This is a genomic window from Arthrobacter sp. B3I4, from assembly GCF_030816855.1.
Taxonomy (GTDB): Bacteria; Actinomycetota; Actinomycetes; order Actinomycetales; family Micrococcaceae; genus Arthrobacter.
On sequence record NZ_JAUSYK010000001.1, the window covers coordinates 3,276,177 to 3,288,192 of the forward strand.

General features: G+C 68.4%; 6 protein-coding genes. All 6 read right to left on the reverse strand.

The genetic code is table 11. The annotated features are described in order from the left end of the window. Window positions 1–59 precede the first annotated feature (59 nt). The gene (locus QFZ61_RS15500) at window positions 60–1,031 is read right to left on the reverse strand and encodes a MoxR family ATPase (RefSeq protein WP_307037515.1); all 972 of its coding nucleotides are present in this window, start codon (window positions 1,029–1,031) and stop codon (window positions 60–62) included. Between the two features lie 85 nt (window positions 1,032–1,116). Next, a complete protein-coding gene (locus QFZ61_RS15505) occupies window positions 1,117–7,230 on the reverse strand; it encodes an Ig-like domain-containing protein (protein ID WP_373427168.1) in 6,114 nt (2,037 codons plus the stop codon). 190 nt (window positions 7,231–7,420) lie between these two features. Then, window positions 7,421–8,617, reverse strand: coding sequence for an adenylate/guanylate cyclase domain-containing protein (locus QFZ61_RS15510; RefSeq protein WP_307038249.1), 1,197 nt, complete (start codon window positions 8,615–8,617; stop codon window positions 7,421–7,423). A gap of 217 nt (window positions 8,618–8,834) precedes the next feature. Next, window positions 8,835–9,431: a PH domain-containing protein gene (locus QFZ61_RS15515; RefSeq protein ID WP_307037518.1), complete on the reverse strand. Its 597-nt coding sequence runs from the start codon at window positions 9,429–9,431 to the stop codon at window positions 8,835–8,837. After that, the gene (locus QFZ61_RS15520) at window positions 9,424–10,341 is read right to left on the reverse strand and encodes a biotin--[acetyl-CoA-carboxylase] ligase (RefSeq protein WP_307037520.1); all 918 of its coding nucleotides are present in this window, start codon (window positions 10,339–10,341) and stop codon (window positions 9,424–9,426) included. The genes QFZ61_RS15515 and QFZ61_RS15520 overlap by 8 nt, the downstream gene beginning before the upstream one ends. Before the next feature lie 139 nt (window positions 10,342–10,480). Beyond that, a complete protein-coding gene (locus QFZ61_RS15525) occupies window positions 10,481–11,386 on the reverse strand; it encodes an NAD(P)-dependent oxidoreductase (RefSeq protein ID WP_307037522.1) in 906 nt (301 codons plus the stop codon). Window positions 11,387–12,016 lie beyond the last annotated feature (630 nt).

The following is a 12,016-nucleotide window of genomic DNA, read 5'->3' on the forward strand; positions in this document are numbered from 1 at the left end:
CGGGTGTTCGTGCGGGTGTTCGTGCGCGGTGCGGGAGGTGGTCGGCGGAGGCGTGCCGTTTAGACCAGGGCCCGCTGCTGCGGTGCGGCGACGTCGGCCAGCACGCGGGTCAGGACCGCCTCCGCGGTGGCGCCGGAGAACTCGGCTTCCGGATCCATCACCAAGCGGTGCGTCCAGACGACGGCGGCAAGGTCCTTCACGTCGTCGGGCAGCACGAAGTTCCGGCCCTGCGCCGCGGCCCAGACCTTGGCGGCGCGGACCATGTCCAGCGCACCGCGGACGGACACGCCCAGGCGGGTCTCCGGGGCGTTGCGGGTCTCTTCGCAGAGCCGGGAAATGTATTCCAGCACTGCGGTGTCCACGTGGGTGGTGGCCGCGAGGTCCGCCATGTCCGCGACGGCCTGGGTGGTGATCACCGCGGTGATTTCCCTGGACCGGTCCTTGAGGTTAGCGCCGCCGAGCAGCTGAACCGTGGAAGCGTGGTCCGGGTAGCCGATGGAGGTCTTGATCAGGAAGCGGTCCAGCTGGGCCTCGGGCAGCCGGTAGGTGCCGGCCTGTTCGATCGGGTTCTGCGTGGCCATAACCATGAAGGGCCGGCCGGCCTCGTAGGTGGCGCCGTCCACGGTCACCCGGGATTCCTCCATCACTTCCAGCAGCGCCGACTGGGTCTTGGGCGAGGCGCGGTTGATTTCGTCGGCGAGGACGATGTTGTTGAAGATCGGGCCCTTGTGGAACTCGAACCTCTGCGTCTTCTGGTCGTAGATGGTCACACCGGTGACGTCCGAGGGCAGCAGGTCCGGAGTGAACTGGATGCGGTTGTTGGAGCCCTGGACCGTGGCAGCGAGCGCCCGGGCCAGCGACGTCTTGCCCGTGCCGGGGGCATCCTCGAACAGCACATGCCCCTCGGCGAGCATCGCGGTGAAGGTCAGCCGGATGACGTGTGACTTGCCGAGCACCGCCTGGCCGACGTTTGCGACGAGCTTTTCGAAGGTGCCGGCAAACCATTCGGCCTGTTCGGTGGTCATGGTCATGGCGTAGTCCTCTTCTGTTGCGGGTGAAAGTACGTTGCGGCCGGCCGGGCTGGGGTCCGCCCGGCGGCTAGTTTAGTGGGCGGCATCAGCAGGCTCCGACGCCGGGGCCGCGGACATCCACCGTCGTCCACTTCACGTACCAGCCCGGGTGCGGGCCGCCGTTCATCTTGTACCACTTCTCGTTGTGGTTGTAGATATCGCTCCAGCACGGCGTCGGAATCCAGCCGTCGGAGGTGGAGACCCAGTTGGCGTCGTCACCGCCGCACTGGGCTCCGTTGGCGTCCCGGTAGTACCGGTCCGGAACGCCGGGTTTACCCGGGCAGCTGTTGTTGTCCGCGGCCTTGACCCGGACTTCCGTCAACGGAGGAGCTGGGTCTTTTCCGCTGGTGGCGTTCGCCGAGTCCGCAGCGCCGCAGACGACTGTGCAGGCACGGACCTTGAGGTTCTTGGTGGAACTCCACGCGCCCGTGTCGCGGTCGTACCTGTTGGCCAGGCCCACGCTGGTCCAGCCTCCGCCTTCATAGCTGACCTCGAAGTGATCGAGGTTTCGGCCGCCGTCGTTGGCGGGATTGGACCAGGTCCAGTGCACCTGCTGCGTGGTGGATCCTTGAGCGGACAGCACCGGGGCACCGGGCGGCCCGTAAGGGTTGGCAGTGCCGATGGCTTTGCCATCGCCGGAGACGTTGTTTTTCGTGGACGTCGCGATGATGTTGATGGTGACGTTCTGCCCGTTCGGCAGCCCGCCGATCGTTCCGCCACCGGCGGCGATGGGGCCGCTCTGGCCGCTCGAGGCGCGGTAGCTGTAACGGATCTCCGTGTCCTGGGATCCGTTTCGCTGAGCAGCATTGAGCGGCGTGAAGGTCACATCCACCTGGCCGGGGTTACCAGTTGCTTTGGCGGTACCGCTGGTCACGGTTCCGGGTTTGCCGGCAGCGCGCACTGGCGCGGACTGCGGGCTGGTTCCCGACGTTCCGGCCTTGTTGGTGGCTGCCACCGTGAACGTGTAATCGGCCTCAGAGTTGTCCACCGTGACGTTCTGCGAGGTGCCGGCCACCTGTTGGCTCGTCAGTACGGCACCGCCGCGCAGGGTTGTCAGCGTGTAGGAGGAGACGGCGTCGCCGTTATTGTTCGGCGCCGCCCAGCTGACCCTCAGCTGGCTTTGGGCCCCGACCGGTTGGGCGGCGGAGGCGCTCGGTGCCGCCGGAGTGAGGGGCGCGCCGGCGGGCGTCTCGGCAGCGGAGTAAGCGCTCCATTCGGAAGGGTCTTTCGCGTCGTTGCGGGCCAGGACGCGGACCTTGTACGCCACGCCGTTCGTCAGGCCCTTCCAGACGTAGCTCACCGCGGTGAGGTTCTGGACCTGGGCGTTTTGCCCTGCCGGCGCCGGTGAGATTTCCAAGTCGTAGGACTTGATCGCGGAGCCCTTCGAGGCCGGAGCCGTCCAGTTCACGGTCAGCTGTTTGTCGCCGAATTTCAGCGACGGCGCGGCCGGGGTGTCCGGCTTGACGTCCGGGCGCACTTCGGCCGAGGCCGGGGACCGCTCCGACTGGTCGATGGCGTTCGTGGCCGTGACCTGGAAGTGGTACTTGGTGTTGTTGGTCAGCCCGTTGAGGGTGCACGAGTTGGCCGGGCAGTCCTGGCTGTAGCCGCCCTCTCCGTAGACCGTGTACTTCGTGATCGGCGAACCACGGTCCGCCGGCGGCGTCCAGGTCAGCAAGGCGGTCCGGTCCCCCACACTTTGCGCCTGCGGCGTACCGGGTGCCAGCGGCTTGTCCTTGACGTTGAGGCGCACGCGCGCCGTCGCGTAGCGGGAGGAATCCCCGGTCTTGTCGGCGACGGTGTAGGAGACCACCATGGTCCCTGACGCGGCCGGGGTGACCCCCACGCTGTCGCCGTTTGCTTTGACGATTCCGGATCCGGTCTCGGGAACCGCAGAGATGATCTTCAGCGCCGTTTCCGGGAAAGGGTTGGCGTCATTCGCCAGCACGTTGACGGAGACCGGTTTGCCGACGGCGGCATTGTCCTCGACGTCGTCGTTGGCCACCGGCTTGGGCCGGTTGGAGGCCGTGACGGCCAGCTGGTAGGTGGCCGTGGTCTCAAGGCCGCGGCGGTCTTTGGCCTTGACCTGGACGGCCCCGGTTGTTCCTGCGTTGGTCCCGTCCTTGGCCGAGGCCTTGAGGGTCTTCCCGTCGATGCTTACGTTGAATCCGGCCGGAACGCTGCCGGCCAGCTCGTACTTCATGCTGCCGAGGTCGCCGTCATCCGGGTCAGTCGTGAGCTTTTCCAGGTCGGTCCCCGCGGTGTCGCCCTTGGGCACGTCCAGCTGGCTGCCCAGCAGCACTGGCGGGTTGTTCCGGTTGGGGTCCGGGAGCACCTTGGTGCGGATACTTAAGGTGGATTTCAGGCCGGCCGGGTCGTCCGGTCCGGTCCCGTCGGTGACCTCAAAGCTGAGTGAACCGGGGCCGACGTAGTCCTTCCCGGCGGTGTATTTGAGAGCCGTGCCGCCGTTGGCCACGGAGTCCGAGCCGTCGGCGCCGATCAGTTTGATCCGGTCCGTCTGGGTAAGGCGTGGCGTGCGCCCGTCGCGGACCTTCACCCATTCCTTGAGGTCAACGGTGACCGACTGCCCGGCCACGACTTCGATGACCTCGTCCTTGGCCAGGGTGGGCACCTGCTGGCCCAGGCCCGGGACCCAGATGATGGCGGTGGATTTCTGGCCGTCGACGTCCTCGACGGTGTACGGGATCAGCTGCGGCGCCTCGGTGAGCTCCACAATCATGTTGCCGTCGGTCCCGGGCCGGGCGGTTTTGGCCTCGGCGGCGACCTTGAGGTTCTCGCCCACGCCGTCCGGGTCCTCATCGTTTTTGAGTACGGGAACGTCGACGGCGGTCTTGCCGAGGGTCTGCGCCGACGTTACCCGGTCATCCCGGGCGATCGGTGCCTGCAACGGCACGTCCTTTTGCACCTTGACGGCTATTGCCGCCTGCGCCTGCGCGCCGCGGTCGTCGGCGACGGTGTAGCGGACGTTGTCGGTGCCCTCTTGGCCGGGCGCCAGCAGAATGATGCGGCCGCTTTGCTTGCTGACCGTTGCCTGCAGCTCGGGGGCCGCTTCGACGCCGTTGGCAAGGATGCGGATCGGGTCGCCGTCCGGGTCGGTGTCGTTGCCCGTGGCGTCCACCGCGATCTGGCGTCCCGGCCGGACCTTTATCTCGTCATCCACCGGAGTGGGTTTCTGGTTGGTGTCGCCGCGCGGGGCGATGCCCACGGTGACGGTGCCGGTGTTCACGGCACCTTGCCGGTCCACCACCTTGTAGCGGAAGGTATCGGTGCCCGCTCCGTCGCCGGCGGCGGTGAAGTCGATGAAGTTGCTGCCCACTGTCGCGGTGCCCATCGAGGGCGTGCTGTCGATGCCGGTCAGCTGGACCGAGTCGCCGTCGGGGTCAATGCCGTCCAGTTCCACCGGGATCCGCACGGTGCCGGCCGCTACCACCCGGGCGGTGACGTTTTTGGGCTGCGGGCGGGAGTTCTGCGCGCCCTCCAGCGGCAGGATGTGGATGGTGACGGCGGCCGCGCTTTTCTGGCCCTGCGGGTCCACGGCGTTGTAGATCGCCCGGACGGTTTTGGGCACCGGGCCGGCGATGAAGCGCAGCGCGTTCTCAGAGACGAAGCTCTTGCCGTCAGCCTCGGGCACCGGCTGCGGCAGGACGGGGTCCACGCTCAGTTTTTCGCCCTGCGGGTGGGTGTCGTTGGCCAGCACCGGGATGGTGACGACGTCGTTGACGCGCACGTTCACCTCGTCCGGTTTGGGCTGCGGCGCCTCGACGACGGCGGGAGCCGGGACCGGCACAACGGAGACGCTGCCGGTGGCCGACTTGGTGCCGTTGGACATGGTGTAGCGGAAGGTGAAGGGGTCCTTGCTGCCGAGCACGTCGGTGACCCGGAGGACGCTGTGGTCGATAACACTGACCGAGGCGGTAGCGTTTTCCGGCAGCTGCACCGACTGCAGGACCAGCACTCCCCCGGCCGGGTCCGAGTCGTTGGCGAGCGGATCGACCAGCACGCTACCGCCCACCGGCATGAGCGCCAGGTCGTGCACTGCCACCGGGCTGCCGGCGTCTTTGCCGGACTCCACGTCGACGCGGATCAGTCCCTGGGTGCTTTGCGGGCCGTTGCTGGCGAGATAGGTCAGGTACACCGGACCGGGGGTGTCGCTGCGGAAGGTGAAGGTTCCGCCGTCGGTGACGGGGCCCAGCTGCGCCGGCCCGGCGGCTTCCACCTGGGCGAGGCGCAGCGCGCCGCCGTTGGGGTCGGTGTCGTTCTTCAGCGGGGCGATGACCAGGTCCTGGCCGGCGACGGCGGTGACGTGGTCTGCGTTGACCACCGGCTGCAGGGCCCCCGGAGGCTGGACGTTCACGGTGACCTTGCCGGTGGTAGTGGCGCGGCCGTCCCAGACGGTGACCGTGACGGTCTTTTTGCCGGGGGCGGCACCGGAATCCTGATAGCTGAGCAGGCCGTCGCGGCGGACCTTGACCTGGTCTTGGTCGTTGTCTGCCTTGGCGTCCATGAGCACCAGGTCGTCGCCGTCGGGGTCGGTCCAGTCGGTGAGGATGTTCTGGCTGACCGACTTGCCCTGCTCTACCAGCAGGGTGGTGGGTTCGCCGCGTTTGAACAGCGGGGGCTTGTTCTCCTCCGGGCCCACCACGCTGAGGGCGATGCTGCCGCCGGCGGAGAGGCCGCGGCCATCCGCGGCGTTGTAGCCGATCGTTTCGGTTCCGGGCTTCGCGTCGGCCGGGACCGTGATTTGGAAGGCCGTGCCGCCGTAGATGCTCTCCATGCTGCCGGATTTGGCGCCGTTGCCGGCCAGCGAGGCGGTGAGGACGTCGCCGTCGGGGTCGGAATCGTTGTCCAGCACGGACAGAACGGTGGTGCGGCCGGGCCGGACGCCGACGGCGTCGGGCTTGGTTTCCGGGGGCCGGTTGGGCTTGGTGCGGTCCGGCAGGATGTTGATGGTGTTGTTGTCCGCGGACTCCTGGTCCTGGTCGTTGGACTGGTTCTTGGGCGGGATGACGTCGTCCCAGTTGTTCACCAGCAGCATGTTCTGGTTCACCAGCCACACGTTGCCCGAGTTCACATCGTTGAGCACCACCAGGTCGCGGTTCACCCGAAAGACGTACGACGGCGACGCACTGGCTTTGGGCACCGCGACGGTTTTGTCGTCGGCGTCGTTTTCGCAGTCGCGGACGTACTTGTTCGCCCCCGACCAGGCCGCATGCATGCACCCGCCCAGTTGCACCGGTGCGGCCGGCACGCCCTGGCCGCCGAAGGTCACCGTCCGCGCCGTCGAACCGTCCAGCGGCTGCTCCAGCAGCGCTTTCGGCGTGGCCACCGCCACGGTATCCGCGGCCGGACCGGGCTGCTGCAGTTTCGCGTCCCGCGCCTCCGCCAAGGCCAGTTCGCGCCCGCCCGGCAGGAACAGCTTCCCCCGGCCGGCGTCCAGCACCACCGGTTGGTCGCCCACCACGGTCAGCTGGAGGCTGCCGGCGCCTTTCAGGCCATCCCAGGTGCTGGCCTGCGACTCCGCCACGGCCCCTTGGCCGTCCACGCTCGTTACGGTCACCCGGCCGGCCTTCGGATCGACGCTGTAGATCCTGTCATCGGCCCCGACCACGGAGACGGTCCCCTGTTCGCCGTTCAGGACCGGCTCCGAATTTTCGGCGTCAAAGCCGTTCAACGTCGACGGCGAAAGCGCCCAGACCGAGCCCTTGGCCGTATCCGTCACCGCGATGACTTTCGATCCGAAACTGACCTCGGCGGACCCGGGCAGCTTCTTGTCCCCGCCCAGCCGCATCTGCGCCGCCGACACCGGGTTCAGGGTCGCCCCGGACGCGTCATCAACAAACACCGTCCCGGCATCCTGCAGCACATCAAAGGACGTGGACGCCGGAGTGACTGCGCCGTCGAGCACCCGCGACGGGTAATTCAGCCGCCCGACCGCGTTCCGCGACTTGGAGACGACCCACACGCCGCCGTCGTTCAACTCCACCTCGGTGGTCTTGAAGCCCGGGTAAATCACCGCAGCGACCACCAGGACCACCGCGGCGAGGCCCAAGGCGGCGGCGGTGAGGAACTTTTGGCGCGCGCGGAACCGCGGCTTCGTGAAACCCGGCTTCTTGGCTCCCAGCAAGGCGAAAAGTCGTGTCACAGCTTCAGATGTTCCTTTGTATGTGCAGCTGCAAAGTGCAGCGGCGTTCCCCCGGCGGGGCCCGAGACTCGGCCCCACGTCCCGCGACAGCCTACCCAACGATGTTCCGGAGCGCGATGGGGACCTCTCCCCGGCCGCCCGTCGTGGGGTGCAGCGTCCGGCGTCTCGTCCAGGCGCCTAATCCGGCCGCTTAGTCCAGGACCAGGCCCTTGCCGCTGCCCCGCTGCAGCTGCACGGGGAGGATTTCGCCGAAACCGCGCACGTTTTCCGCGGGCCGGGGAAGCAGCACGAAGCGTTCGTCTTCTTCCAGGGCCGCCGCCGTCATGGAGTCCACCAGCACCGTGCCCGGATCCGCCAGCGCGGTCAGGCGGGCGGCGAGGTTCACGGTGGGCCCGTAAATGTCGCCCAGCCGGGAAAGGATCCGGCCCCACACCATGGCGACGCGCGCCTGCGGCAGGATCTCGTCCTCATTGAAGGCCTGCGAAAGGGCCAGCGAGATCTCCGCACCGGCCGCGGGCGTTTCGGCAATGTAGAGGACTTCATCGCCGACTGTCTTAACCAGGCGGCCGCCGCCGACGGAAATAATCTCGGCGCACTTGTTCTCGAACCGCTGCACCAGCTGGGCCAAGGTCTTTTCGTTCATCCGGCGGGACAGGCTGGTGTAGGACACCAGGTCGGCGAAGCCGACGGCGCGTGCCAGCGGCAGGGGCGCGTCGTCCTCGTCCCCTTCGCGGCCTTCCTCGCTCGAGGCCAGACCGGCCTCGGCGCGGACCGCGAGGCGCTGGACGCCGGCGTTGAGCTGGCGCCGCCAGGAGTAGACCAGCATCTCCTCCAGCGCGTCCACGAGGGAGGGCAGGAGGTTGACCAGCCGTTTGCGCGCGACGGCGTCGCTGACGCCCTGCTGGTGGACCATGTCCTCGACGAGGGCCTCGATCTGCCAGACCACCATCCGGTCGGTCATCTGGCCGATGGCGCGGGTGACCGAGATGGCGGCTTCCTCGGTGAGTTTGCCGGTGCGGACCAGGTCCACGACGGTGTTCAACGCGGTCTGGTCCTTTTCGGTGAAGGCAACGTCCTCATCGCCCAGGTTGGGGAAGCCGAGCGCACGCCAGAGTTTCCGGGCGGACAGCAGTGACAGCCCCGCACCGGCGGCGACCTCCCGGCGGCGCAGCTTCCGCTCTCCGCCCAGCAGCCGCTGTTCCAGGGCTTTGGTGGCAAGCCGTTCAGCGGACAGAGTGCCCGTGGCGGGGGGTGCGGCGGCGCCTGACGGGCCGGCGTCGGGGTCGGCGTCGGGGTCGGCCGGGTCCGACGCCGGAACGGACGCCGGAGCGGCCGCGACCTCGTCGTCAAGGTCATCAGGACCGGCGGCGACGTCGACGTCGTCCACGTCGTCCTCACCGTTCCCGGCGTCCCCGGCGTCCCCGCCGCCGTCGTGCTCGGCGCCGTCGTGGCCGCCGCCGTCGCGGCCGCCGCCGTCGCGGTGGTTCGCTTCTTCATTGGCGATCGAGTCGAGCACGGCCGCTTCGAGGGACGACGCGTCCACGACCGCTGCCGGGACGTCGGACGGTTCCGCGGCCAGAAGTCCGGTGTCGTGCTGCGCGTTGTCAGCGTTCATCTCCTGCACCTTCCCTCATCTCCCATGGCCACTCGTTGGAGTTCGGCATCGTGTCGTCGGCCTCAATCAGTTCACCCTCCGGAAGGTCGTCAATCGCGTCGAGGATGAAGTTCCGGAACGTCATAACCTCGGGCACGTCCGGAATCACCGTGCCGGGGGGGTACCCGGTATCCAAGGATATATTCCCCGAACGCAGGCTCCGTTGGAGCAGGGTCTGTTCGATGAACACATTACGGACTGCGGCGAGCGGCACCTGCTGATCGCGGCGGCGCAACATGCCGTAGCGGGCTACGAGGCGCCGGCTGGTCAGGGTGTAGCGGCTGGCGTGCCAGGTGACCACCTTGGGCAGGCAGTATCCGACCAGGATCCACGCGGCCAGGGCCAGGCTCGCGCCGATCATCCACGGCGTCCAGTCCGGCGTGACCAGCGGAACGACCTTGGCCGGTCCGCCCTTGATAATCCAGGCACAGGCATAGGCGGTGAGGGCGGCGACCACAATGAACAGCAGGGCCGGAACTATCAGGGTCCGCGGCTGCGGGCGGGTCACGACAATCACTTGCTCGCCCGGGAAGAGCTCTTTACGCATAGCCGCTTTCGCCGCCGGTCTCGCCGGGCGGGGTCCAAGGACGCAGGTGCACGACGTCGCCGGCGGTCACCACATGCTCGTGCCCGCCGGAATCCACCACCAGCAGGGAGCCGTACTCGTCCAGCCGGCTGGCGTGGCCGATGATCTCGTGGTCGCCGGGCAACTGGGCGCGGACCTGCTTGCCGAGCGTGGTCAGCACGTGCTCCACCCGCTTGTGGAGGCTGGGTCCCCCGGCCATGCCCGCGGCGGGGTCGCCGTCGGCGTTGCAGAAGCTGCGGTACAGCATGGCGAAACGGGACAGGTAGCTCTTCAACAGCGACGTGCGGTCCACGGTGGCGGGTTGCTCCAGCAGAACCGAGGTGGCGGTGGGCACTGGCAGTTCGGCTTCGGTGAGGGTGACGTTGAGTCCGGTGCCGAGGATGACCGGGGGCACCGCGCCGTCGCCCATGGGTCCGAGCTGCGCAAGGATGCCGGCGATTTTCCTGCCGCGGACCAGCACGTCGTTGGGCCACTTGAGCTCCGCGGGGATCCCGGCCGTCTCCAGCAGGGCTTCCCGCAGGGCCAGCGCGGCCAGCAGCGAGAGCCAGGAGTAACACTGGGTGGGCAGCGGGCGGCCCTCGGCGTTGACCGGACGAAGCACGACCGAGACCGAGACGGAGCTGCGGGCCGGGGCTTCCCACAGCCGGTCCAGCCTGCCGCGCGCGGCGCTCTGGTACTCGGCGGCGAGCACGGACAGGTCAGGCCACGCCCGCGGATCGACGGTGACGCCGCGGAGCAGGTCCGCGTTGGTGGATCCGGTGGACTCCACCACGGTCAGCTGCGGAATGCCGTTGGCGGTCAGGAATGCGGCGTCGCTCAGCGCGCCTTGGTCCAGCGGCGGACGGTCCGGGATCTCCTGCGCGGCTTCCATCCCTGAATCCTACCGAGTAACCGCCCCGCCGGCGTCGGGCCGGGGCGGCGCTGCAGTGCCCCCCGGCGGCTGAGGCGCCCGCCGATCAGCCCTCGCAGCCCGGTGGGCGGCCGGTAGGTAGCCCCGGGCAGCTCGAAACTCAGAGGAAAATGTCAGGAACCAGACGGTCCTCGGGTGCACCCATGCTGTACGGCGCGAAGTCCGTGACGCCGGCCGCCGCCAGTACTTGCTCGTCAGTGTAAAAGTTGCCGCTCCAGCTGCCGGATTCCGGGATGGCATTGGCAGCGGTCAGCACGGCGTGCGCGGCGTCGGCCATGATTTGCGGCCCACGCGCCCCGCGGACGATCTGTTCGCCGCCGGGCATGTTGCGGATGGCAGCGGTGTCGATCAGCGTGCAGGGCCACAGCGAGTTCACGCTGATGCCGTCCACCTTGAGCTCCTCAGCCAGGCCCAGGGTGGTCAGGCTCATGCCGTACTTCGCCATCGTGTACGCCAGGTGCAGCCCGGCCCACTTGGGGTCCAGGTTTAGCGGCGGCGAGAGCGTAAGGATCTGCCCGGCGTCGGACTCTCGCAGCGCCGGCAACGCGAGCTTGCTCAGCAGGAAGGTGCCGCGGACGTTGATGTCCTGCATCAGGTCGTAGCGTTTCATGTCCACCGCGTCGGTCTTGGACAGGTCGATCGCCGAGGCGTTGTTAATCACGATGTCGATCCCGCCGAAGCGTTCGACCGCTGAACTAACCGCGCCGGCGACGTCGGCGTCGTTGCGCACGTCGCCGACCAGTGGCAGCGCCTGTCCCCCGGCGGCTTCGATCTGCTCGGCGGCGGAATAGACAGTGCCTTCGAGTTTGGCGTGCGGCTGGCCGGTCTTGGCCAGCAGCGCGACATTGGCGCCATCCCGGGCCGCGCGGAGGGCAATGGCGAGGCCGATTCCACGGCTGCCGCCGGACATCAGGATGGTGCGGCCCCGGAGGGAACCCGAGGCCTGGTAGGGGCCCTGCTGCTGTTCGTGCGGGGCCGTGCCCGAAGCGTCGTTGCTTGAAGTCATGGGACCACCTTAGCCGATGTTACCGGCCAGTAACATACCTTCGCGGCCGGGGGATTTTTCCGGCGGCTGCGACGTTCCTGCCCAGTTACTCCCCCGCGGGGCGGCCGCTCGGGCTGCCGATCCCCGGAAGCCCGCGGGCGGCCTGCACTGCTCCGCCGAGTAACTGGGCAGGAGCGCAGGCCGCCCGGCCGGCCGGGGCCGCAGTCCGCAGGGCCGGGCCTGCCCAGAGGGCAGGTTCCGCGGCGGCCCCATCAGTCGGCGGCGGCGGCGGGTATCTTCCGGGGGCGGGGTATCTTCCGGGACCGCGACGTTCCTGCCCAGTTACTCCCCCGCGGGGCGGCCGCTTAGGCTGCGGATCCCCGGAATCCTGCGGGCGGCCTGGACTGCTCCGCCGAGTAACTGGGCAGGAGCGCAGGCCACCCGGCCGGCCGGGGCTGCGGTCCTCAGGGTCGGGCGAGCCAAGGAGGCAGGTTCGGCGGCGGCCCCATCAGCCGAGGGTCGGGGCGAAAATTGTAGGTTTTCTACAGCGGCGGACGCGAATACCCTCACTAGACTTGCCAGCACGGCCAAGTTTTTGTGTGGAATCCACTTAAGCGCTCCCCACGGGCCGGCGACAGTGAACACAGCAGG

Coding starts and splice junctions, on each gene's coding strand:
- QFZ61_RS15500 (WP_307037515.1), bottom strand. CDS start 1,031: ATGACCATGACCACCGAACAGGCCGAATGGTTTGCCGGCACCTTCGAA.
- QFZ61_RS15515 (WP_307037518.1), bottom strand. CDS start 9,431: ATGCGTAAAGAGCTCTTCCCGGGCGAGCAAGTGATTGTCGTGACCCGC.
- QFZ61_RS15520 (WP_307037520.1), bottom strand. CDS start 10,341: ATGGAAGCCGCGCAGGAGATCCCGGACCGTCCGCCGCTGGACCAAGGC.
- QFZ61_RS15525 (WP_307037522.1), bottom strand. CDS start 11,386: ATGACTTCAAGCAACGACGCTTCGGGCACGGCCCCGCACGAACAGCAG.